Annotated in this window: 14 protein-coding genes; 7 read left to right on the top strand and 7 right to left on the bottom strand. The window is 71.8% G+C overall.

Annotation, left to right across the window (positions count from 1 at the left end; translation table 11 throughout):
* Positions 1 to 34: 34 nt before the first annotated feature.
* Complete coding sequence (locus ACFVHI_RS13160) at positions 35 to 1,861, bottom strand: amino acid adenylation domain-containing protein (RefSeq protein ID WP_380338658.1); 1,827 nt, start codon at positions 1,859 to 1,861, stop codon at positions 35 to 37.
* The gene (locus ACFVHI_RS13155) at positions 1,858 to 7,878 is read right to left on the bottom strand and encodes an acyltransferase domain-containing protein (protein WP_380338655.1); all 6,021 of its coding nucleotides are present in this window, start codon (positions 7,876 to 7,878) and stop codon (positions 1,858 to 1,860) included. Before ACFVHI_RS13155 ends, ACFVHI_RS13160 begins: the two co-directional genes overlap by 4 nt.
* Before the next feature lie 786 nt (positions 7,879 to 8,664).
* On the opposite strand from ACFVHI_RS13155, the gene ACFVHI_RS13150 reads away from it, so the two are divergent.
* Both ACFVHI_RS13150 and ACFVHI_RS13145 read left to right on the top strand, forming a co-directional pair.
* Complete coding sequence (locus tag ACFVHI_RS13150; protein ID WP_380338652.1) at positions 8,665 to 10,038, top strand: MFS transporter; 1,374 nt, start codon at positions 8,665 to 8,667, stop codon at positions 10,036 to 10,038.
* A 1,455-nt stretch (positions 10,039 to 11,493) separates the two neighbouring features.
* Entirely contained in the window at positions 11,494 to 12,135 is a 642-nt protein-coding gene (locus ACFVHI_RS13145; protein ID WP_063346323.1) for a LuxR C-terminal-related transcriptional regulator, read from the top strand.
* Here ACFVHI_RS13145 and ACFVHI_RS13140 read toward each other — a convergent pair.
* Positions 12,127 to 12,939: a BTAD domain-containing putative transcriptional regulator gene (locus tag ACFVHI_RS13140; RefSeq protein ID WP_380338649.1), complete on the bottom strand. Its 813-nt coding sequence runs from the start codon at positions 12,937 to 12,939 to the stop codon at positions 12,127 to 12,129. The two genes, ACFVHI_RS13145 and ACFVHI_RS13140, sit on opposite strands and share 9 nt — an antisense overlap.
* A 300-nt stretch (positions 12,940 to 13,239) precedes the next feature.
* Between ACFVHI_RS13140 and ACFVHI_RS13135 the strand changes: the two genes are divergently transcribed.
* Positions 13,240 to 15,240 (top strand): translation factor GTPase family protein, encoded by a 2,001-nt coding sequence (locus tag ACFVHI_RS13135; RefSeq protein ID WP_063346325.1) that lies wholly within the window; start codon positions 13,240 to 13,242, stop codon positions 15,238 to 15,240.
* Between the two features lie 92 nt (positions 15,241 to 15,332).
* On the opposite strand, the gene ACFVHI_RS13130 is transcribed toward ACFVHI_RS13135, so the two are convergent.
* The 4 genes from ACFVHI_RS13130 to ACFVHI_RS13115 are packed head-to-tail and all read right to left on the bottom strand — an operon-like array spanning position 15,333 to position 19,534.
* Positions 15,333 to 16,103 carry a cyclase family protein gene (locus tag ACFVHI_RS13130; RefSeq protein WP_063346326.1) on the bottom strand — a complete coding sequence of 257 codons (771 nt, stop codon included), beginning with the start codon at positions 16,101 to 16,103 and terminating at the stop codon, positions 15,333 to 15,335.
* On the bottom strand, positions 16,090 to 17,787 hold the full coding sequence (locus ACFVHI_RS13125) for an FAD-dependent oxidoreductase (protein ID WP_380338645.1): 1,698 nt from the start codon (positions 17,785 to 17,787) through the stop codon (positions 16,090 to 16,092). Before ACFVHI_RS13125 ends, ACFVHI_RS13130 begins: the two co-directional genes overlap by 14 nt.
* Positions 17,780 to 18,718 carry an aromatase/cyclase gene (locus ACFVHI_RS13120; RefSeq protein WP_380338642.1) on the bottom strand — a complete coding sequence of 313 codons (939 nt, stop codon included), beginning with the start codon at positions 18,716 to 18,718 and terminating at the stop codon, positions 17,780 to 17,782. Before ACFVHI_RS13120 ends, ACFVHI_RS13125 begins: the two co-directional genes overlap by 8 nt.
* A 27-nt stretch (positions 18,719 to 18,745) precedes the next feature.
* The gene (locus ACFVHI_RS13115) at positions 18,746 to 19,534 is read right to left on the bottom strand and encodes an SDR family NAD(P)-dependent oxidoreductase (RefSeq protein WP_063346329.1); all 789 of its coding nucleotides are present in this window, start codon (positions 19,532 to 19,534) and stop codon (positions 18,746 to 18,748) included.
* 179 nt (positions 19,535 to 19,713) lie between these two features.
* Here ACFVHI_RS13115 and ACFVHI_RS13110 point away from each other — a divergent pair, with 179 nt between their 5' ends.
* From ACFVHI_RS13110 to ACFVHI_RS13095, 4 genes are read left to right on the top strand one after another with little or no spacing between them, the layout of a single operon-like run.
* A complete protein-coding gene (locus tag ACFVHI_RS13110) occupies positions 19,714 to 20,133 on the top strand; it encodes a nuclear transport factor 2 family protein (RefSeq protein ID WP_063346330.1) in 420 nt (139 codons plus the stop codon).
* Between the two features lie 14 nt (positions 20,134 to 20,147).
* Complete coding sequence (locus tag ACFVHI_RS13105; RefSeq protein WP_063346331.1) at positions 20,148 to 21,701, top strand: class I adenylate-forming enzyme family protein; 1,554 nt, start codon at positions 20,148 to 20,150, stop codon at positions 21,699 to 21,701.
* Between the two features lie 26 nt (positions 21,702 to 21,727).
* Positions 21,728 to 22,018 carry an antibiotic biosynthesis monooxygenase gene (locus ACFVHI_RS13100; RefSeq protein WP_063346332.1) on the top strand — a complete coding sequence of 97 codons (291 nt, stop codon included), beginning with the start codon at positions 21,728 to 21,730 and terminating at the stop codon, positions 22,016 to 22,018.
* A gap of 12 nt (positions 22,019 to 22,030) precedes the next feature.
* Positions 22,031 to 23,068, top strand: coding sequence for a methyltransferase (locus tag ACFVHI_RS13095; protein ID WP_380338637.1), 1,038 nt, complete (start codon positions 22,031 to 22,033; stop codon positions 23,066 to 23,068).
* Positions 23,069 to 23,103 lie beyond the last annotated feature (35 nt).

Here is a 23,103-nt window from a genome sequence, read left to right as displayed (position 1 = left end):
TGAGGGTGGCTCAGCAGACTCAGCGGCTCGCGGCTCAGCGGCCGGTGGCGCCGCCGCGGCCGCGCAGCGCGGCCCGGCGGGTGTTGGCGCGCGCGCGGGCGGACTGGACCGCCTCGGGGGTGGCGCCGCTCTCGTCGTCGAGCCAGCGGGCGAGGGAGGAGATGTCGCGGAAGCTGAAGAGGTCGGGCACCCGGACGCGGCGGTCGAAGCGCCGGGTCATCAGCCGGGCGAGGCGGATGAGCAGCAGGGAGTCCCCGCCGAGGTCGTAGAAGGCGGACTGCACGTCGATGCTCGACGGTTCGAGGTCGAGCAGCTGGCCCCAGATCTCCGACAGGGCGACCTCGGTCGGCGTGCCGGCGGCCGTCAGGGGCCCGCCGGTGTCGGCGGCCGGCGGCTCGGGCAGCGCGTTGCGGTCGAGCTTGCCGCCCGGCCCCAGCGGCAGGGCGGCGAGGACCACGAGCGTCGCGGGCACCATGTAGTCGGGCAGTTCGACGGCGAGCCTGCCGGTGACGGCGCTCTGGAGCGCGGCGTCCAGCCGGGGGCCGCCCTGCGGCGCGTCGTCGCCGGCGGGCACGACGTAGCCGACGAGCCGGTTGCCCCGGACGACGGCGGCGGCCTCCCGGACTTCGGGGCAGCCGGTGAGCCGGGCCTCGACCTCCTCCAGCTCGATGCGGTAGCCGCGCAGTTTGACCTGGTGGTCGGTGCGGCCGAGGAAGCGGAGTTCGCCGTCGTCGGTGAACTTGACGACGTCCCCGGTGCGGTACATGCGTTCGCCGTTGCGGAACGGGTCCGGCACGAAGCGTTCGGCCGTGGTGCGCGGCCGGTTGACGTAGCCGTGCGCGAGGCCGGCGCCGCCGAGGTAGAGCTCGCCGGGCTCACCGGCCGGGAGCGGCTTCAGCTGCTCGTCGAGCACGTAGACCCGGTCGCTGGTCGTCGGCGGGCCGATCGTCGGTTCGTCGGTCCCGTCCTCGGGCACCGGCCCGAACGAGCAGAAGACCGTCCCTTCGGTGGGGCCGTAGGCGTTGAACACCCGGTCGGCGCTGGTCTCCCGGTAGGTGCGGTCCACCAGCTTGCGGCGCAGGGCCTCGCCGCCGAACACGACGGTGCGCACGTTCGGGGGCAGGGCTCCGGCGTCGAGCAGGCTGTTCATGACCGAGGGGACGACGTTCAGGTGGGTGATCCTGTCGGCGTACCGGCTCTCCGGCAGGTGCACGGCGCTCTCGACGAGCACGACGGCGCCGCCGCGGCACAGCGCGTTGAAGATCTCCATCACGGACAGGTCGAAGCAGACCGAGCTCGCCGCCGAGACTCCGCTCAGGTCGCAGCCGTCGAGCACCCGGTCCATCTCGGCGAGCATCGCCACGCAGCCGCTGTGCCGGACGGCCACGCCCTTGGGCCTGCCGGTGGAGCCCGAGGTGTAGATGACGTACGCGGTGTCGCCGGGCACGACCGCGGCGGGCTTCGCGCCGGGCTCGGTCGTCACGCTCTCCCCGAGCACGACCACGGTCGGTCCGGGCGGGCAACTGGCCCGGGACGCGGGCGTGGTGAGCAGCAGGCGGGTCCCGCTGTCCTGGACCATGAAGGTCAGCCGGTCGGCGGGGTAGTTCGGGTCCAGCGGCAGGTAGCAGGATCCGGCGCGCAGGGCCGCCAGGATGCCGACGAGCAGGTCGGGGGTGCGCTCGACGCAGATGCCGACCGGGACGCCGGGGCCCGCGCCGTCGGCGACCAGCCGTTCGGCCAACGCCCGGGAGCGCTCGTTCAGTTCGCCGTAGGTCAGGACGCCGGCGTCGGAGTAGACGGCGGTCGCGTCGGGGTTCTTGAGCGCCTGCTCGACGAACGCGGAGTGCAGGGTCTCGGTCACTGGTCCGTCTCCTCGGGGAGGCCGGTCGGCGCCAAGTCGCCGAGGGCCCGGTCGGGTTGGGCGATCGCGTCGAAGAGCACGGTGCGGTACAGCGCGAGCAGTGCCGTCACGGTCTGCCTTTCCAGGTAGCTCGGTTTGAACTGGACGTGGCCGGCCACCTCGCCGTCGATGTCGGCCATCGAGATTTCGAGGTCGAACTTGGCGAGGTGCCTGCGCACCTGAAGCGGTTCGAGCGGCAGCGCGCCGTCGGGCGTGATGGTGTCGCCGATGCCGTGGAAGAGCTTGACGGACCGGGGGAACGCGTCCGAGGACAGCCAGTTGACGACCACGTCGAACCACGGGGAGCGGCCCTCGGCCCTCGGCGGCCGCAGTTGGGAGGCCAGCAGGTCGAGGGGGTAGTTCATGTGCTCCAGGAGGCCGAGCGAGAAGGCGTGGACTTCGCGCAGCAGTTCGCGGAAGCTGCGGTCACCGGCGGGGTTCGCCCGCACCAGCACGGTGTTGAGGTAGTAGCCGATGGCGGATTCCCAGCCGGGTTCGGCGCGTTGGGCGATGGCGGTGGCCAGCACTGCGTCCTCGGTGCCGACCGCGCGGTTGAGCGTGGCGAAGAACCCGGCCAGTACGACGGTGCTGATCGACACGCCTTCGCGCACCGCGAACTCCCGCAGCAGGCGGGTCTGTTCGGCGCTCCAGCGGAATGCGAGGTCGCGGCCCTCGTAGGTGACGCCCGGCGGCCGCTCCTTGGTGGAGAGGTCGAGGTGGGCGGGCGGGTCGGCCAGCTTCTGCGACCACCAGTCCAGGGCCGCGCCGGCCGCCGGGCCGGCCAGCCACTGCCGCTCCCATTCGACGAACTCCGTGTACGGGGCGACCGGCGCGCTGTCGGCGGGGTCGGCGCCCTCGTAGTACTCCTGGAGTTCGCGGATCATGACGTCGGCCGACGCCGCGTCCGACGCGATGTGGTGGACGAGCACCAGCAGGTAGTGGTCCGCCGGTCCGCGCGTCATGAGGACGATCCGCACCAGCGGCCCGTTGTCCAGGTCGAGCGGCTCGTGTCCGTAGCGGGCCAGTTCCTCGCGGGCCTGTTCGTCGTCCAGGTCGGTGCCGTCCGCCACGACGAACTCGTACACCGGTTCGTCCAGGATGACCTGGTAGGGGCTGCCGCCCGCCTCCACGAAGAGGGTGCGCAGGGCGGGGTGGCGCTCCATCACGGCCTGGACGGCGCGCTCCAGGGCCTTCTCGTCGACGGCGGTCCGGATCCGGGCGGTCACCATGAAGTTGTAGGGCACGGCGTCCGGCGCGACCATCTGCATGAACCACAGCGAGGCCTGGCCGTGCGAGGCCGGCGCCAGGGCGAGGCCGAGGCCGTCGGCGCGCAGCTGGTCCAGGGCCGGGGCGTCGGTGGCCTCCAGCAGTCCGCGCGCGTCCAGTTCGTCGACCAGCTCCTCGGCGTCCAGTTCGGACAGCTCGTCGAGGTACGTCCGGTCCGGCTCGGCCTCGGGGGCCTGGGCGGGGGCGGGAGCGGGGGCGGCTGCCGGTACGGGCGGTGCCGTCGCGGGCGCGGCCGGTCCGGCGGTGAGCCCGACGAAGTGGCCGACGACCTCGGAGATGGGCCGGCCGTCCAGGAACACCACCGGCGACACCCGGTGCCCGAACAGCGACTGCAGCCTGTTGACGAGGCGGATCGCCAGCATCGAGTCGAGGCCGAAGTCGAGCATGCTGGCGTTCACGTCGAACCTGCTCACCGGCACGCCCAGCGCGTCGGCGAGCTCGGCGAGGACGACCTCCGCCACCGGCCGGATCTCCGCCGGCTGCTCCTCCTCCACCACACGGGCCACGGGCGCGGCCACGGTTTCGACGGCCGGGGCCGGGGCCGGCGCGTGTGCGGGGCGGGGCTCGGTGTCGATCCAGTAGCGGTCCTTCTGCCACTGGACGAGCGGCGTCTCCACGACCTCGACGTCGTCGGCGAACAGCGGGTCGAAGGTCAGCGGCAGGCCCCTGACGTACAACGACGCGGCGGCGCCCAGCAGGCAGCGGACGTCGCTCTCGTCGCGCCGCAGGGAGTTGATCGCGTGCACCTGGGCGCCACGGGTCAGCGCGATCTCCTCGACCGCGCCGCGCAGCGTCTCGTGCGGGCCGATCTCGATGAAGGTGCCGACGCCCTGGTCGACCAGCGCGCCGATCGTCTCGGCGAACCGGACCTGGTTGCGCAGGTTGTGCACCCAGTAGTCGACGTCGGCGACCGGGTTGACCGTGTCGGCCAGTGCCGTGGAGTGGAAGTCGATGCCGGGTGTCAGCGGGGTGATGCCGTCGATGCCCGCGCGCAGCGGCTGGAGCAGCGGGTCCATGCCGGGGCTGTGCACCGGCCGTTCGACCCGGATCCGCCGGGTCGAGATGCCGTCCCGCTTGAGGTCGGCCTCCAGGGCGTCGACGGCTTCGGGCGAGCCCGAGACCGCCGCGCTGGTGGGGCTGTTGACCACGGCGACGGCCGCGTGCGCGGCGTAGGGGGCGAGCCGCGGCAGCAGCTCCGCCTCCGGCAGGTCGACCGAGATCATGGCGCCCGCGGCGGCCTTGCGTTCCAGCAGGTGCGACCGGGCGACCACCACGCGGGCGGCGTCCTCCAGCGACAGCGCGCCGGCCACGCAGGCGGCCGCGACCTCGCCCAGGCTGTGCCCGACGACGGCGGTCGGCTGGATGCCGAGTCCGAGCCAGACCTTCGCCAGCGAGACCTGGAGGGCGAACAGCACGGGCTGCTGGAAGTCCATCTCCTCGTACCTGGCCTCGTCGGCCGGGGCGGCGAGCTGGTCGAGCACCGAGCAGCCGCCGGCCGCGCGCACGGCGGCGTCGCAGGCGGTCATCCAGGTGCGGAAGCCGGCGTGCGAGCGCAGGAGTTCGCGGCCCATGCCGACCCACTGGGTGCCGCCGCCGGAGAACACCAGCGCGACCCGCCGGTCGACGTTGCCGGAGACCGTGCCCGTGACGACGTCGGGGTGCGGCTGGCCGGCGGCGACCCGGGCGAGGCCGTCCAGGACGTCCTGCCGGTTGCGGGCGAACAGGGCGATCCGGTGGTTGTGGTGGGTGCGCCTGGCGGCGAGCGTGTAGGCGAGGTCGGAGACCCGCAGGCCCGCGTCGCGTTCGACGTGGTTGGACAGCTCGCGGCAGGTGTCGGTCAGCGCGCCGGCCGTCCGGGCGGTGACGGGGACGAGGTGCACCTGCTCGTCGGCGGCGGCGTCGCTGCGGCCCGGTGTGACGTGCCGCCCGCGGTCGCCCGCGAGGAACGGGTGGGCCGCGACGGGGAGGCCGGCGGTGTACAGGGCGCCGAGCGAGCCGAGCAGGGTCGAGGCCTCGTCGGCGCCGCGGCGCAGCGAGGGCAGGGTGGTCGCCGTCAGGATCTCCGACACCGACTTGAGCAGGACGGGGTGCGGGCTGATCTCGATCACCGCGTCGACGTCGTGGTCGCGCAGGTTCGTCAGGGCGTCGACCACCCGGATCTCCCGGCGCAGGTTGTCCGCCCAGTAGTCCGGCCCGAGCTCGGCGCCGTCGACGCGTTCGCCGGTGACCGTCGAGATCATCGGGATGCGGGTGGTCCGGGGCCTGATGCCGTCGAGTTCGACCTTCAGCGGGGCGAGGACGTGGTCGACCAGCGGGGAGTGCGGGGCGTGGCCCATCCGGACCCGGTGGTTGGTGACGCCCGCCGCGGTCAGCCGCTGGACGAGGTCGTCGATCTCCTGCGGTGTGCCGGTGACCAGGGTGGAGCTCAGGCCGTTGTGGCCGGAGACGGTGAGCCGGCCGGTCAGGTACGGCTCGACCTCGTCGGCAGCGGTCATCACCACGATGCCCTCGCCGCGCCCCACCGCGAGTTGCTGGAGGAGCCGGCCGTGGTGGGCGGCCAGGCGGGAGGCGTCGTCGAAGTCGAGCGCGCCGGCGATGTGGGAGGCGGCGAACTCGCCGACGCTCTGCCCCACGACGACGTCCGGCTCCACCCCCAGCGAGCGCCAGGCCTCGGCCAGCGCGACCTGGAGGGAGAACAGCAGCGGCTGGAAGACGTCCATGTCGTCGATGCGGCCGTCCGGGGACATCAGCTGCTCGACGAGCGAGAAGCCCAGCAGTTCCCGCATCCGCCGGTCGGACTTCATCATGGACCGGCGGAACACGGGCATTCCGGCGAGCAGTTGCCGGCCCATGCCCACCCACTGCGAGCCGTTGCCCGAGAACAGGAAGGCCACCCGCGGCCTGCGTCCGGTCCGCTCCCCGACGCTCAGCCCGGCGGCCTTCGCCCCGCTGCCGAAGGCGTCCAGCTGGGAGCGGAGTTCGGGCATGTCGCGGGCGGTGGCCGCGAGCCGGAACGGGCCGTCGCCGGGCGTCCGGCGGCAGAGCTCGCGCAGGTCGCTCTCGTCGCGCAGCGCCCGGGCCCGCTCGGCCAGCGCCTCCCGGGAGTCCGCGGCCAGCAGGAGCAGCGAGCTCTCGGGGCGCGGCAGTTCCTCGACGGCGACGTGGCAGATCGCGCCGCCGAACCCGAACGAGCTGACGCCGCCCCGGCGGGCGTCGGAGCGTCGCGGCCACGGCGTCAGCCGGTCCTGGACGGTGAGGTTGTACTCGTCGAACATGATCTGCGGGTTCGGCGCGCTGTAGTGCAGGCTCGGCGGCAGCACGCCGTTGCGCATCGACATCGCGAGCTTGACCAGGCCGACGATGCCGGCGGCCGCCTCCAGGTGCCCGACGTTGGACTTGACGGACCCGAGCCGCAGCGGCTCCGTACGGCCGCCGCCGAGGACCGCGCCGATGGCGTTGGCCTCGATCGGGTCGCCGAGGGGTGTCGCGGAGCCGTGGCACTCGATGTAGTCCACGAGGTGCGGTGCGATGCCCGCCCGCTGGTACGCGGTGCGGAGCATCTTCTCCTGCGCCTGGGGGTTCGGCGCCGTCATGCCGTTGCTCAGGCCGTCGTTGTTGGAGGAGCTGCCCTTGATCAGGCAGTACACCGGCAGGTCGCGCTCCAGCGCCACGCTCAGCGGGGCGAGTACGACGACGCCGGCGCCCTCACCGCGGACGTAGCCGTTGGCGCGGGCGTCGAAGGACTTGCAGCGGCCGTCCGGGGCGAGCGCGCCCATCGCGTCCATGGCGGTGTAGTAGTCGGAGACGAAGCTCAGGTTCACGCCGCCGGCCAGCACCAGGTCGCTCTCGCCCAGCCAGATCGACTGGCACCCCACGTGCACCGAGACCAGCGATCCGGCGCAGGCGGCGTCGATGGCCATGCTCGGGCCCTGGAGGCCGAGGACGTAGGAGACCCGGTTGGCGATGATGCCGTCGTGCATGCCCGTCGCGGTGTGCGGGGTGATCTGGCTGTCGGGGCCGCGGTAGTGCGCCAGGGCGGCGTAGTCGCCCCAACAGGAGGCCATGAACACGCCGGTGTCGCTGTCGACCAGGCTGTGGGGGGCGATGCCCGCGTCCTCCAGCGCCTCCCAGGACAGCTCCAGGATCAGGCGCTGCTGCGGGTCCATCTGGACGGCTTCGCGGGGCGAGATGCCGAAGAACAGCGGATCGAACCGGTCGATGCCGTCGATGAAGCCGCCCCAGCGCACCCTGTCGTTCAGCAGCTCGCGTCGCGCGGCCGGTACCGGCCCGACGGCGTCGCCGCCCTCGACCAGCAGTTGCCAGAACGACGACGGGTCCGGCCCGCCGGGGAACCGGCAGCCGATGCCCACGATCGCGACGGGCTCGTGCGAGGGCAGGCGGCGGCGCTCGGTACTCGGGGCGGGCTCCGCGGCACGCGGACCGTCGACGAGCGCACGCGCCAGCGCGTCGACCGTCGGGTACTGCCACATCCAGGTGGCCGGGACCTGCCAGCCGAGGAACTCGGACAGCGAGGCCGCGAGGGTCACCGATCTCAGCGAGTCCAGTCCGTACCGGTGCAGCGGCGCCGAGCGGTCCACCGTGCTCGCGGACACGTCCAGCAGCTCGACAACACGGGAAAGCAGGAAATCCGTTACGGCGGAAATGTCTCGCGCTGCGCGCTCTCGGGGCACGGCGACTCCCTCAACAGGGCGGATGGAATGGACGGGTGGAGCTTCACGGCCGACCGGTCAGGGGGGGCGGTCCGCACCCGGGCAGCCGGATACGGGGGGCGGCTCATGACGCGGAGGGTCCCCTTCGCCGCATCAAGTTCCTGGGTGGGGCCGACGGTTGGCGTGCGGATGAGATCGGCGTTTCCGATCCCCACGTTCACGGCGGGCGAGAACTCCCGTTCGTGTACCGCTGTTTCAGCTGGCGGCGCAGCTCGTTCTCACCGCGGGAGAAATCACGGGCGTCTCTGGGTCACATCGGTCCGCGAGTGCATCGACGACAGGATCGCGTACGCGGAATCTTCACCTGCACGGCTACTGTCGATGGGCTCCAAGGTCCATTTGGTCAAGCGCGACGAGTATGCTGATTGAGGCAAAATGGATCGTCAGTGCTAATCCGACCGGCGGACAGCAGAGTGCCAGTTTGTTAATGGTGAGACAAGCGCCATTCGAGGGCTGGTTGAGGCAGTGGCGAGATTTGATCTCCAAGTGTCCGGTTCGAGTGGGAGCCGTCGGCGGTCCGAAATGGCACCTCGACTCGGCGGCGCCCCCGCATCACCGCGCCCCGGCCGGGATAGGCGCACGACCCCGCGAAAGGCGCGCCCCACCGGCACGCGACGGGGGTAGACAGCGGCTGAGCGACCCATGCAAGCTGACCCCCATGGCAGTTGAGAACCTTGATGCGGCGTCAGCCCGTGCCGACCGTTCCTTAGCCGGGCTCACCGGCCGCGACGTCGACGGCAGGCCCGCATGACGGACGCCACCGGCACCACCGGTACCACCGACACCGCGGTCAAGCCGGCGCTCCGGCCGGGGCTGGCACTCGGCGTACTGGCCGGGGCGCTCGCCCTGGACGTGAGCGGCCTCGGAGTCCTCAACGCCGCCCTGCCGTCGGTCGGAGCGCGCTTCGACCTGGACGAGACCACGCTCCAGTGGGTCATGACCGCCTACGCCGTCACGTTCGCCGGCTTCCTGCTGGTGGGCGGCCGACTGGCCGACGTCCTGGGCCGACGACGGGTGTTCGAGGTCGGGGTCGCCCTGTTCACCGTGTCCGCGCTGGTCGGGGCGCTGGCTCCGGACACCGCGGTGCTGCTGGGTGCGCGCGCCGTCCAGGGCATCGGCGCCGCCCTGTCGGGCCCGGCCGCGCTGGCCCTGCTCACCGAGACGTTTCCGGCCGGTCCGGCCCGCAACCGGGCCTTCAGCGTGTATGCGGCGGTCGGCGCCGCGAGCTTCAGCGGCGGGGTGATGCTGGGCGGCGTACTGACCCAGTTCCTCGGCTGGCGTTCGGTGCTGTGGTTCTCGGTGCTGCTCGGGCTCGCCGTACTGGCCGCGACCCGCGCCGGACTGCCCGGCGGCGCCGGGCACAGCGGCCGGCTGGACCTGCCCGGCGCGATCACGGGCACGCTCGGCCTCACCCTGCTCATCGTCGGCGTGAGCAGTGACGGGGCGACGGCATGGATCGTCCTCGGCGCCGCGGTGGCCTTCCTGGTGCTGTTCGTCGTGCGCGAGCACCGCACCGCCGACCCGGTGCTTCCGCTCGGCCTCTTCCGGATCAGGTCCGTCCGGGCCGCGAGCCTGGCGGCGTTCCTCCAGTACATGGGATCGGTCGGGCTGCTGTTCTTCGCGCCGCTGTACCTCCAGGGGATGCTGGACTACTCCCCGTTCGAGTCCGGTCTCGCGCTGGTGCCGATGTCCCTGGCCGTGTTCCTCACCGCCAACTTCGCCACCGGACGCCTGCTGGCCCGGTTCACCCCGCGCACGCTGATGGCGGTCGGCCTCGTGCTGATCGGCGGGGGCGCCGCATTGTGGCTGGGCACACCGCACGACGGCGGCTACGTTCCGTACGTGCTGCCCGGCCTGGTGCTCAGCGGCATCGGCCAGGGCCTGAACTTCCCCTCGATGACGTCCGCCGGGCTCACCGGAGTCCCGGCGCGGCAGCACGCCGTCGCCGGGGCGGTGAACGTCGTGGCGCAGCAGATCGGCGCGAGTGCGGGCGTCGCGGTGATGGTGCTGGTCGCCGCGACCAGCACGGACCAGCTCACCGGCTACCACCTCGCCTACCTCACCGCCGCCGGCGCGTGCGTCCTGGGCGCGGCGGTCATCGCCGTGCGACGGAAGGCCTGAGGGCCCCGGCCGACCGGCGGCCGGCCCGCGCCCGGCCGGGCGCTGCCGTGTCGGCCCAGTGCGCGGTCGAGGTTGAAGGCGGCGCGCCGTCCGCGGCGAAGAACCGCGTGATCAGCACGTTCGTACCGACCAGCGCGGCCGTACGAAGCTCGCCGATCAGGCCGCGCTCGGAGATCGGCGCACAACAGCTGCCGCCTGCCTGCTCGAACCCCATCGTGGCCGGAGGCGATGAGGGCGCGGAGCGCGCCGGACATCCCGCGCTGGGCCGCCCCCGGCGGCGACGGCAGCTGGCTGTGCGGACGGGGCAAGGCGATCGAGGCGTCGGCGACCCTCCCGGCCTCCTGGACTGGAGGGGACGGCAGGCCCGGCCCTCGCCCCCTGCACGCCCACACCCACGCCCGTATCCCTGAGCCGCGTCCGAGCCGGGCACCGGCGCCGCCACCGAGGAGTGGGAAGCCTTCCTGCTGATCGGCTGATCTGCTGATCTGCTGATCAGCATCACTCCCTCGACTGTCGTCACGTCACCCGACGGCATCAGGCCGCCCGCGACCATCACCGGTGCGCGACCAGAACAGCAGGGCCGATCGCACCGGGGCCGCCGAACCGAGAGCGGCCGAGGAGGCGGACGGCAGGCCCGAGAAGCACGGGGCGGCCTGCCGGAGCGGGCGGTTGCCCACGCCAACATCCCGGCTCACCTCGCTAGTTCAGTCAACGATGAGCCGGGGAGCGGCGGTCCCGCGCGGACGGGCCGCCAGGTTGCCGCGAGCCGCAACGGAGATTGTGATCATTCACAGTCCCTTCCCCCTCTTCACACCCACCAATCACACGAGATGCGCACGGCCGGGCCGGCATCGCGCTTCGTTCACGGAGAGCGAGATCATCCCGTGATCTCACCGTTTCCGACGCGGCGAAAAAGCGCCCTTGGGCTGCCCGCGAGGGTCGGTTAGGTTCTCCTTACATCAGGTCACGGCAACAGTCCCGGTGCCGCCGCAGCTTCGGACTCCAGCACCCCGTTGCCTGTGCGGCAAGCGGGGTTGTGATCTGGACCATAAAGCCCGCGAAAACCAGCCGCTGATCGACGATCGGAAGAAGATGAATGGTTGGCGTTCCCAGTTGATGGCTGACCCCGGACCTGCACTGTGGCCGCTGCCGTGACGGTCGGCGCCGCCGCCCACGAGGGCGGCGGTCGCCCGAAGGTGCAGGTGACGCCGGTGCGCGCAAGCCTCCGTCGGCATCGAGGCCGGACCTCACACCGACGGTCGAGGCCTCGCGGACCACCGGGCCGGGACGGCCGAATGGCACCAGCGGGCTCGGCACCGCGCAGCCCCCGATATCACTCCCCCCACACGCCCGTTGCCGTCGAATCCCGTCGGGCGCGCCGCTCTCCGCGGCGGGCCGAAAACGGCTGCCACGGCCGGGAATTCGCGCCTTCTACCAACGAGGTCTATCGTGACAATGATAAAGAATCGCACGTCGGTCCTCGTCCTCGAAGGAAATTCGCTGCTGCGCCAAGGACTGCACGCCTTCCTCTCCGCCGAGCCCGACCTGGTCGTACGCGCGACGGTGGGCACCGTGGACGAGGCGCTGGAGGTGCTGTCCGAACACCACGTCGACGTGGTGCTGTTCGGGGTGGGCGACTCGCACGCGGCCACCGAACAGGCCCTGGGCCGGCTGCTCCCCCGCGGCGCCCGCTGCCGGGTGGTCGTGCTGAGCAAGCGCGAGCGGCCGGGCGAGGTGGAGATGTACCTCGGCTTCGGAGTGAGTGCCTACCTGCGCGAGGACGTCACCAGCGACTGCCTGGTGTCCGTGGTCCGGGGGCTGGCCGTCAACCGGGAGCGGGTGTACATCATGGCCTCCCGCTCCGGCATCGACTGGATGACCGGGCCACGCGGATCCCAACTCTCCTCACGGGAACGGGAGATCATGGGACTTGTGGCGAACGGCCTGAGCAACTCCGCCATCGCCGGCCACCTCAGCATCGCCCCCGGCACCGTTAAACGCCACCTCAGGAACGTCTTCGTGAAACTCAACGCGGTCTCCCGGATCGATGCCGTCAACAAGGCCAGGGCTGCCTCCCTGCTGGTGCCACTAGGCTGAGCCGGCCGGCTGCTGGCCGAGTTCCATCACCTGCCCGGCACTCGGCCGACGCGGCTCCCGCAGCCGCGAGATTCCACTGAGCAGATCGTCGTGCAGCTCCCGCAACGGCTGCGACGGGTAGATGCCCAGGTCCTCGTCGAGCTTGCGGTAGAGCGACCGGTAGACGTGCAGGGCCTCACTGCGTCTGCCGGCACAGTCGAGCGCGAGCATGAGCTGCTCGTGAAACCACTCGTTGAGCGGGTGGTGGAGCGTCAACGCCCGTAGCTCCGGTATGAGTTCCCGGTGCCGGCCGATCTGCTGATCGGCCAGGATGCGGTTCTCCAGCGCGCGCAGACGCATCTCCTCCAGGACGGCCACGTGGCCGGCGAGCGCCCTGCCGACGGGGATGTCCGCCAGCGCGCCGCCACGCCACAGGCTCAGCGCCTGGCCCAACCGGTCCGACGCCGCCTCGGGGTGGCCGTCGGCCAGCAGGCGGGCGCCCTCGTTGTAGAGCCGCTCGAAGTCCTGGGAGTCGAGCTCCTCCTCGCCCAGGAGCAACAGGTAGCCCGGCGCCTTGGTGAGGATGAAGTCGCGGCCCTCCACCCGACCGAGTTTGCGGAGTTGGTAGATGTAGGTCTGCGCGGTGGTCACCACCGTGCGCGGAGGATTGTCGCCCCATATTTCCTCGATCATGACGCCGAGGTCGACGATCCGATTGGCGTGCATCACCAGGATGGCCAGCGTCCACCGGACCTTCAGCGCGCTGGGTGTGCACGGGGTTCCCGCATCGAGGACTTCCATCGGGCCGAGAACATTGAACCTCATGACGCCTCCGATTTCGCCGAGATAATCACTCGACTCCTGTATATCCACGCTTCGATCAACGACTCAAGGGGACTGCGCGCAAGGTGGCACTACTGCTATTCCCAGGCGCTCGGCACGGTTGTTCCAAAAGGAATACTCCCCCGCCGATCGACGGGGGTCGATCGGCGGTCGGATCGTCAAGTGCTGTTAGACTGCGACAGGTTGGACTACTGTCACGACACGAGGAGAATGACGTGCCCCGAAAGATCCGTGTTGCTCCGGTTGTGCAAGCGAAGACCGAAGAACTAGGGGAAGCACGTCATGTCAAGCGTGAACATCGGAATCCTGGCCCATGTCGACGCCGGTAAGACCAGCCTGACCGAGCGGCTGCTCTACACCGCCGGCGTCATCGACCGGATCGGCAGCGTCGATCGCGGCGACACTCAGACCGACTCCCACGACATGGAGCGGCAGCGCGGCATCACCATCCGGTCGGCGGTGGTGTCCTTCACCGTCGGCGATGTGAAGGTCAACCTCATCGACACCCCCGGCCACCCGGACTTCATCTCCGAGGTGGAGCGGGCCCTCGGCGTGCTCGACGGCGTGGTGCTCGTCATCTCCGCGGTGGAGGGCGTCCAGGCCCAGACCCGCCTGCTGATGCGCACGCTGGTCAAGATGCGCATGCCGGTGATCCTCTTCGTCAACAAGATCGACCGCATGGGCGCCCGCCACGACGACCTGCTGGAGTCGATCCGCTCCGAACTCACGCCCGCCATCGTCCCGATGAGCAGGGTGGAGAGGATCGGTACGCCGCAGGCGAGCGCCGCGGCCCGCCGGATCGCGGTGGGGGGCACGGAGGAGGAGGCGGGGGACGACTTCGCCACCGAACTGGCCGACGTCCTGGCCGAGCACGGCGACGCGTTCCTGGCGCGCTACCTCGACGACGAGGCGGCGCTGACCGAGCAGGATTACACGACCGAGCTGGCCCGGCAGACCGGCTCGGCGCAGTTGTACCCGGTGTTCTTCGGCTCGGCCGTGGCCGGCGTCGGCATCACCGATCTGATGGGCGGGATCACCAGCCTGTTTCCGGTCAATCACGGTGGCTCCGGCGATGCGCTGCGCGGGACGGTGTTCAAGATCGAACGCGGCTGGGCCGGCGAGAAGGTCGCCTATGTCCGGCTGCACACGGGGGCGCTCAAGGGCCGCACCAAGGTCTCCATCCACCGGCAGGACCAGCACGGCGCCGTCGTCGAGCTGCCCGGCCGGACGACCGTGGTCGAGGTGTTCGACCGGGGCTCCGCGGTGGTCGAGGCTCCGGCGTCGGCCGGTGACATCGCCAAGGTCTGGGGGCTCAAGGGCATCCGGATCGGGGACCAGCTCGGCACCGCCGAGGGGCTGCGCGGGCAGCACCTGTTCGCGCCGCCGAGCCTGGAGACCGTGGTCAGGGCGACGAGGTCCGGCGCGATGCCCGAACTCTACGAGGCCCTGCTGCAGTTGGCCGACCAGGACCCGTTCATCAACGTCCGCAAGAACGACGAGGAGCAGGAGGTCTCGGTCTCCCTCTACGGGGAGGTGCAGAAGGAGGTCATCAAGGCGACGCTCGCCGAGGACTACAAGCTGGACGTGGTGTTCGAGGGCACCCGGATCATCTGCGTCGAGCGGCCGATCGGGGTCGGTGAGTCGGCGGAGGAGATCGACTACCGGAGCAAGACCTACTTCTGGGCCACGGTCGGGCTGCGGGTGGAGCCCGGAGAGCCCGGCTCGGGGGTCGTCTTCCGGCGGTCGGTCGAGTTGGGTTCGCTGCCGTACGCCTTCCACAAGGCGGTGGAGGAGGCGGCGCGTTCGACGCTCCAGCAGGGACTGTGCGGGTGGGAGGTGCTCGACATCCTGGTGACGCTGACCCACACCGGGTTCGCCAGCCCGGTCAGCGCGGCGGGCGACTTCCGCAAGCTCACCCCGCTGGTGCTGATGAACGCGCTCAAGCAGGCCGGGACGCAGGTGTTCGAGCCGGTGAACAGGTTCGAACTGGAGGTGCCGGCCGAGAACGTCAGCACCGTCCTGTTGAACCTGGTGGAGTGCGGTGGCACGCCGGAGACGACGAAGGCGCAGGGCAGCACCTGCCTGGTGGAGGGCACCATCCCGGCCCGCACGGCGCAGGAGTTCGAGCAGCGGCTGCCGGGGCTGAGCCAGGGTGAGGGAGTGTTGGTCACCCGGTTCGACAGCTTCCAGCCGGCCGTCGGCGCGGCCCCGAGCCGCCGTCGGACCGACACCAACCCGCTGGACCGCAAGGAGTACATGCTGCGGATGTTCGGCCGGATCTGACCACAGGGCCGCACGCCCGACAGGTCCCGATCACCCCACGGTGGTCGGGACCTGTCGCATACCGGCCGCGCTGAATTCGGCGGCCGCGGCCGTCAATCGAGCAGTGCCACCGCCCGAGTCCAACCCGCGCCCGCGCCGACGATTTTGACCGGAAGCGCGTGTACGGTGAATCCGGTCGGCGCGGGCAGCGCACCCAGATTGCACAGCCGCTCGATCTGACAGTATTCCCGCTGCCGCCCCGCGAAATGCGCGGGCCAGAGCACGGAATGGTCGCCGGAACGCCGGAACTCCGAGAGCATATGCGTGAAAGGGGCGTCCAGGCCGAAGGCGTCCGTCCCGATGAGCCGCACCCCGAGGTCGAGCAGTAAGTTGGTCGCCTCACCGTCCAGGCCGGCGAACTCGGTGAAGTACTCCGGTGTTCCGGCGAGCTGGTCGGCGCCGGTGTGCAGGAGCACGATGTCCCCGGCGCGCGGGCAATGGCCGATGTCGTCGAATGCCCGCCGCAGTCGGTCCGCGCCGATCGTACCGACCCCGGTGTCGGTCAGGTCGAGGACGACTCCCGGGCCGATGAACCAGTCCAACGGCAACTGGTCGATGTCGCGCGGAATTCCGTACGCCGTCTTGGTGCCGTAGTGCGACGGCGCGTCGACGTGGGTGCCGGTGTGGGTGGTCAGGGTCAGGGTGTCGAGGGAGAGCAGTTCTCCGTCGGGCAGGTCGGCGATGTCGAACTCGATGCCGTGGTTGCGGAGCATCCCCTCGGCCATGTGCCGCGCGCCGTCGGCCGGCGTCAGCACCTCGTGACGGATCCCGTCCACCTCCCAGGCGCCGCCGTCGATCGCCGAGGACAGGTCAATGATGCGCACTGGTGGTCCCTTCCGGTAGCAGGGCGCAGGCCTGGAGGACCTGGCGGAACCGGCCCGGGCCGCGGTCCCGGGCGGCGACGTAGCCGTCCGGCCTGATCAGCAGGAACTCCCCGGGCGCCAGACCCAGGGCACGACGCAGCGCGCCGTCGGTGTCCGCGTCGGAGTGACCGTCCGCGTCGGAGTGACCGTCCGCGTCGGAGTGACCGTCCGCGTCGGAGCTACCGTCGGCGTCGGAGCTACCGTCGGCGTTCGCGTCGGACAGCACCCGTACCGAGACGGCCGCGCCGAACAGCCGGTCCACCTGCTCCACCGCCTCCCGGTGGGCGGCGCGCCCGGTTGCCGGCTCGGCGGCCAGCAACGTCCATCGGGGATCGGCGAGTTCGGCACGGAGAGCGGCCCCGCCGGGGTGCCCGCCTGCCGTGCCGGCGGCGCAGCCCACCCGGTCGCCGGGCCTGATCCCACCGGTGGCGTCGGTCGCCAGGGTGAGCGGGCTGTCCGGGTAGGCCAGGCCCAGCCCGCAGAAGCCGCGGATCATCTTGCCCTCGACCCGGCGCTTCAGCGGCGGCACCGCGCGCAGCACGGCGGTGCCGACGGTGAGCAGGGCCGGCCCCAGCACGGTGCGCAGCGAGACCAGCGCGGTGGCCGTCCTGGTGGAGCGCAACAGGACGGCCCCGGTCGGCACCCGCTCGGCGTCGTAGCTGTCGAGCAGGTGGGGCCCGGCGTGACCGCGCGTCACGTCCGCCAGCTTCCAGGCGAGGTTGTAGGCGTCCTGGATGCCGCTGTTCATGCCCTGCCCGGAGGCGGGGCTGTGCACGTGCGCGGCGTCGCCGGCGAGGAAGCAGCGTCCCGAGCGCATCCGGGTGATCTGGCGCTGCTGCACGGTGAACACCGAGAGCCAGCTGGGCGCGCCGACCGTGACCGGCCGGCCCAGCGCCCGGCCGATTTTGGCGGTCAGCCTGCGCCGGACGACCTCGGGGTCGTCGGCTCCGCCGGTGTCCCTGGTGTCCACCACGCGCCACTTGCCCGGTTCGGGGAAGGGCACCAGCAGCAGCGTTCCCGGGTCGGTGTGCAGCAGGTGGTTGCTGTCCGGCGGCAGGTCGGCGTCGATCGTGACGTCGGCGTTCAGCCACTCCTGGGTGGTGTCCCCGATCAGCCGCATGCCGAGCTGGCGCCGGACGGTGCTGCGCCCGCCGTCGGCACCGATCAGCCAGGGCACCGGCGTCTCCTCGACCCGCCCGTCGGGGTGGCGCAGGGTGACCAGCGCGGCGTCCGTCTCGGAGCGGACGCCGACCAGTTCGACGCCCCATTCGACGGTGACGCCGTACCGCGCGGCGCACTCGCGCAGCACGCGTTCCGTCACCACCTGGTCCACCATCAGGCTGAATGGGTAACGGGTGGGCATCGTCTCGTAGTTGGTGTCGAATCGAACCAGGGTGCGGCCCCGGCGGTGCATGGTGAAGTGGGTGACACGTCGGCCCAGCGGGAGCAGCCGGTCGAGCGCTCCCATCTGGTCGAGCACCTCCATGGTCCGGGCGTGCACCGCGAGCGCCCGGCTGCTGGTGGCCGGGCCGTCGGCGGCGTCGATCAGCCGTACCCGTACGCCGCGTCGGGCGAGCTCGTGGGCCGCGGTGAGCCCGACCGGGCCGGCGCCGGCGATCAGGACGGACGGTGCGGGGTCAGCCATGGCGTTCCTCGGCGAACCGCTTGGCCAGCGCCAGGGTGGCGCGGCTGTTGCCGCCCGCGGCGGAGCGGATGAACGTCCGGGCGGAAGCAGTGGTCGCCTCGGGGCCCAGGACGGCGGGAATCGCCTCGGGGTTGAGCACGACGGCGTGCCAGGACGTCACCCGGACGCCGTGCCCGGTCTGCTCGAAGGTCCACCGGCCGGTGTGGGCGGACATCATCGACTGTGTGCGCAGCTGCTTGTAGGCGATGGCGGTGCCGGGGAAGCAGATCCGGATCGACTCGGTGGTGTGCTCGGAGCCGTCCGCGGTGCGGGTGTCCATCGCCATGTGCTGGATGCCGGGGACGTCCTCGCGCAGGTCGAGGCGGGCCACGTGGGGCAGCCGGTCCGGCCACTCGGCGGCTTCGTGGAGGAAGCCGTAGACGGTCTCCAGCGGCGCGTCGACCAGCACCGAGTCCTCGAACTCGAATTCCAGGTCGGCGAGCGCCGACCAGCTCTCGGCGAGGGCCTTGATGTTGCCGAGTTCGGTTCGACTGTTGCGGTCGGTGGCCCGGGTGATCCACTCGACGCCCTGTGGGTCGTCGTCGACCGCGGTGAACTCGTGGGTGAGCGTCAGGGTGGCGCCGCCGGGCCGCTCGTGGACCTGCCACTCCCCCGCCATCGAGGCGACCGGCGGCGAGGAGACCTCCTGCCGGAACCGGATCCGCCGACGGCCGCCGTCCAGCTCGCGGCGTGAAGTCCAGTGCTTCACCTCGCCGTTGGCGCCGGCCCAGATCCGCAGCCGCTCGGTGTCGGCCGTCAGGGCCTCGTGCTCCACGTGCAGGGTGGGTCCGAACCGCCGTGGCCACGCCAGGGCGTCGGCGATGACGGCGTAGACGACGTCGGCGGGGGCGGCCACGTCGATGTCGTGGGTGGTGTGCTGTGTGCGGGTCATCCGTCGACCAGCCTTCCGTCGGTGGGTTCAGTAGATGCCGAGGCCGCCGCAGACGTTGATCGCCTGCGCGGTGATGGAGGCGGCGGCGGGGGTGGTCAGGTAGTCGACCATGCCCGCCACCTCCTCCGCGGAGGAGTAGCGGCCGAGCGGGATCTTCTGCTCGAACCGGGCGAGCACGTCCTCCTCGCTGGTCTCCCAGGTGGCGGCGTACGCCTGGCGGACCCGCACCGCCATCGGGGTCTCGACATAACCGGGGCAGACCGCGTTCACGGTGGTGCCGGTGGCGGCGAGCTCCTTGGCGAGCGCCTTGGTGAAGCCGATGACGCCGGCCTTGGACGCCGAGTACGGAGCCCCGAGCGGGACGCCCTGCTTGCCTCCGGTGGAGGCGACGGTGATGATCCGCCCGTGGCCGGCCCGCTCCATGCCGCCGGTGGTCAGCACCTCCCGGGTGACCCGGAAGACGCTGGTGAGGTTGGTCTCGATCACGTCGTTCCACAGCTCGTCGCTGATGGCCGAGGTGACGCCACCGCCGTTGCGCCCGGCGTTGTTGATCAGCACGCCGATCGGGCCGAACCGGTCCACCGCGGTCCGGACCGCCGTGGCGACGTCCTCCTGGGAGCGGACGTCGGCGGGTACGCCGTCGACCTCGTACCCCTCGCCGCGCAGCCGCGCGACCGTCTCCGAGACGTCCTTCGCGGTGCGGGCGCAGATGAAGACGCGCAGGCCTCGCTGGGCCAGGCGGACGGTGCTGGCCAGTCCGATCCCGCTGGTCGCCCCGGTCACCAGGGCGACCCCGGTGGTTGTCTCGGTGCTCATCGCATCAGTCTCCGATTCAGAGTTCCCGGGCTCGTTCAGGCCCCTCGGCCCGACCCTGCACCGCCGGCTTCGACTCCCGTTGGAGCGCGCCCGCGCGGCCCGCGCTCGAACCGGATTCGAAACGGGGGTGCGAACGTCGTCGCCGTACCGATCCCCAACCGCCCGAGGAGGGCCCGAGCATGACCGAATCGCTCTACGAGGAGGTCCAGCACTTCTACGGGCGGCAGATGCGCCACCTGGACGAGGGCGAGGTCACCCAGTGGGCCGCGACCTTCACCGAGGACGGCGTGTTCGCCGCCAACGCCCGCCCGCACCCGCAGGAGGGCCGGGGGAGCATCGAGCGCGGCGCCCACGAGGCGGCGGCGCGCCTGGCCGCCGCCGGGGTCCAGCACCGGCACTGGCTCGGCATGCTGGAGGTCGCCGAGCAGCCGGACGGCACCGTGCTCGCCAGGACCTACGCGCTCATCATCGCCACGCCCAAGGGCGGTGCGGCCGCCGTGCACCTGAGCACCAGCTGCGAGGACCGGCTGGTGCGGGTGGCCGGGGAGCTGAAGGTCCGCCACCGCCAGGTGTGCCGGGACGACCTGCCGGCCGCCTGAGAGGAGACCCCGACATGGCTACCTCTGCGGACAGTACGACCTTCGGCGCGCCGCTGGACACCGTGTCGGAGCTGATCGGCGGCCCCCGGATCGACGACCTGCTCCGACGCTCGGCCCGGCGCTCGCCCCGGCACCCGGCGCTGGTCGCCGACGGCGAGGTCCTCGACCACGCCGGGCTCGACGGACGGGTGACCCGCTGCGCCGAGGCGCTGCGCGGCGCGTTCGGCGGCCCGGAGACGGTGATCGCGATCGCCGCCGAGCTCACCGTGGACTTCGCCGTCACCTTCCTGGCGATCTCCCGCTCCGGCAACACCAGCGCCATGTTCAACCCGTTGATCTCGGACGACGCCCTGGTGCACGTCCTGAACGCGTGCGGTGCGCGGGCGGCGGTGCTGTCGCCCCGGATGCACCGCCGGATCGAGGCGGTGCGGCACCGGGTCCCGGCGCTGCGGCAGATCGTGGTGACCTCGGACGCGGGCGACGGCACACCGGTACTGGACGAACTGCCCCGGGCGGCCGTCCCGGACGGCGAGGCCGCGCGGACCGCCTGCCTCCAGTTCACCAGCGGTACCACCGGCGCTCCCAAGACGGTGCGGCTGAGCCACGACAACCTCCTGGTGAACGCCGCGCAGTCGGCGCACGCCCACCAGCTGGGCGCGGACTCGGTCTCGCTCGACAACCTGCCCTCGTTCCACCTCATGCACCTGAACACCGCGCTGGCGGTCGGCGCGACCCTTCTACTCTGCCCGGCGGAGGACCAGGAGGCGATGGTGGAGCTGGCCCGCGCCTGGCGGGCCAGCCACCTGTACAGCCTCCCGGTGCGGCTGTCCCGGCTGGCCGGGGACCTGCGCCTGCCGGCCTTCCGGATCCCCTCGCTGCGGGCGGTGCTGTCCGGCGGCTCCACGCTGCCGCCGCGCACGACGACGGCCCTGTCGGAGCACTTCGCCGTCCCGGTGGTCCAGGGCTACGGTCTCGCCGAGACCTCGCCCTCCACCCACTTCGACCTGCTGGACCGGCCGACCACCGGATCCTGCGGCCCGCCGGTGGCGGGAACGGGCTGCCGGATCGTCGACGTGCGGACCGGCGCGGTACTGCCGACGGGCGAGAAGGGCGAGATCCAGGTCAAGGGGCCCCAGCTGATGCTGGGCTACCTCGGCGCCGGGCACGGCGAGGCCGTGCGCCCGGACGGCTGGTTCAGCACCGGTGACGTCGGACGGGTCGACGAGGAAGGCCGGCTGTCCGTCGTCGACCGGATCAAGGACGTCTTCAAGTGCGACAACTGGCTCGTGTCGCCGACCGAGATCGAGCGGGTGCTGATGCGGCATCCGTCGGTCGCCGACTGCGTGGTCTTCGACTACCCCGACGAGCTGAGCGGCGCCGTCGCCGTCGGACTCGTCGTCCCGATGGGCGATGACGTCGACCCGGCCGCCCTGGCCGGCTTCGTCAACGCCCGACTGCCCTACTACGAGCACCTGCGGCACCTGTGGCTGGCGGAGAGCATCCCGCGCTCCGCCACCGGCAAGGTGCAGCGGCGCGATCTGCGCGACCGGCTGCTCGGCAAGCCCTGACCCGCGACCGACCCAGGAGGACCAGCATGTTCACCTTCATCAACCGCTTCACCGTCACCGGTGACAAGACCGAGTTCGAGGCCGTCGTCGGGGAGATCACCGCGTACATGAGCGCCCAACCCGGCTTCCGCTCCCACCGGCTGTACCGCTCGGCCGCCGACGCGCAGGTCTACGTGGAGACCGCCGAGTGGGACGACGCCGTCTCGCACAAGCAGGCGACCGGCTCCCCGGAGTTCCGCTCGCGGGTCGGCCGGGTGATGGCGCTCGCCCAGGCCGAACCGGCCCCGTTCGACCTGATCACGCAGCACGGCGCCTGAGGAGGACGGCAGATGACGACGACCGGCGAAACCATTCCGCAGGCGGTGATCCGGCTGCGCGAGCTCGCGCTCAGCGCGGCCTGCGCCGCCTCCGTCCGCGCGGCGGCCCGGCTGGGCCTGGCCGACGCGCTCGGCGAGGAGCCCGCCACCGTGGCCGAGCTGGCCCGGGCCGTGGGCGCCCAACCGGACGCGCTGCAACGGCTGCTGCGCTCGCTGACGACCTACGACGTGTTCAGCGAGCGACCCGACGGCCGGTACGCGCACACCGACGCCTCGCGGCTGCTACGGGAGGACACCCCGCGCACCCTCAAGCACATGGTGCTCTGGGGCACCGAGCCGTGGACCTGGGAGCTGTGGGGGCACCTCGACGAGGCGGTCCGCACCGGCAAGGCCGTCTTCCCCGAGCTGCACGGCATGGACTTCTTCGACCACCTGCACGCCCACGCGCCCGAGTCGGCCGCGGTCTTCGACCAGGCGATGACCCAGTCGAGCCGGCTCTCCGCGCTAGCGCTGGCCGACCGGCTGGACCTGGGCGGGGTCGGCACGGTGGTGGACATCGCCGGCGGCCAGGGGCACGTCCTCGCCACGCTGCTGGAGCGCAATCCGGGGCTGCGCGGGACCCTGCTGGACCTGCCCGAGGTGGTGGCGGGGGCCGACCCGCGGCTGCGGCCGGGCGGCGCGCTCGCCGACCGGGCGACGCTGCTGGCCGGCGACTGCCGCCGGGAGGTCCCGGTCAAGGCCGACGTGTACCTGCTGAAGAACATCCTGGAGTGGGACGACGAGAGCACCGTCCTGACCCTGCGCAACGTGGCGGCGGCGGCGGAGCCGGGCAGCCGCGTCATCGTGGTCGAGAACCTGGTGGACGGAAGTCCCGAGATCAGGTTCACCACCGCGATGGACCTGCTGCTGCTGCTCAACGTCGGCGGCCGCAAGCACACCCAGGCCGGGCTGGTCGCCCTCGTCCGGGAGGCGGGTCTGGAGCCGACCGGGGTCCGCCCGGTCAACTCCTACCTGCACCTGGTCGAGAGCACGGTCCCGGACCGGGCCTGACGGACCGGGGTACGCGCGGCGTCGGTCCCCGTGAC

The sequence above is a fragment of the Kitasatospora sp. NPDC127121 genome (assembly GCF_042677305.1).
Lineage (GTDB): Bacteria > Actinomycetota > Actinomycetes > Streptomycetales > Streptomycetaceae > Kitasatospora.
Note: the sequence above shows the minus strand (reverse complement) of the source record. Positions and strands in the feature narration are given on the sequence as shown.

Coding starts and splice junctions, on each gene's coding strand:
- ACFVHI_RS13115 (WP_063346329.1), bottom strand. CDS start 19,534: ATGAGCACCGAGACAACCACCGGGGTCGCCCTGGTGACCGGGGCGACC.
- ACFVHI_RS13140 (WP_380338649.1), bottom strand. CDS start 12,939: ATGAGGTTCAATGTTCTCGGCCCGATGGAAGTCCTCGATGCGGGAACC.
- ACFVHI_RS13120 (WP_380338642.1), bottom strand. CDS start 18,718: ATGACCCGCACACAGCACACCACCCACGACATCGACGTGGCCGCCCCC.
- ACFVHI_RS13110 (WP_063346330.1), top strand. CDS start 19,714: ATGACCGAATCGCTCTACGAGGAGGTCCAGCACTTCTACGGGCGGCAG.
- ACFVHI_RS13150 (WP_380338652.1), top strand. CDS start 8,665: ATGACGGACGCCACCGGCACCACCGGTACCACCGACACCGCGGTCAAG.
- ACFVHI_RS13100 (WP_063346332.1), top strand. CDS start 21,728: ATGTTCACCTTCATCAACCGCTTCACCGTCACCGGTGACAAGACCGAG.
- ACFVHI_RS13145 (WP_063346323.1), top strand. CDS start 11,494: ATGATAAAGAATCGCACGTCGGTCCTCGTCCTCGAAGGAAATTCGCTG.
- ACFVHI_RS13135 (WP_063346325.1), top strand. CDS start 13,240: ATGTCAAGCGTGAACATCGGAATCCTGGCCCATGTCGACGCCGGTAAG.
- ACFVHI_RS13095 (WP_380338637.1), top strand. CDS start 22,031: ATGACGACGACCGGCGAAACCATTCCGCAGGCGGTGATCCGGCTGCGC.
- ACFVHI_RS13125 (WP_380338645.1), bottom strand. CDS start 17,787: ATGGCTGACCCCGCACCGTCCGTCCTGATCGCCGGCGCCGGCCCGGTC.
- ACFVHI_RS13105 (WP_063346331.1), top strand. CDS start 20,148: ATGGCTACCTCTGCGGACAGTACGACCTTCGGCGCGCCGCTGGACACC.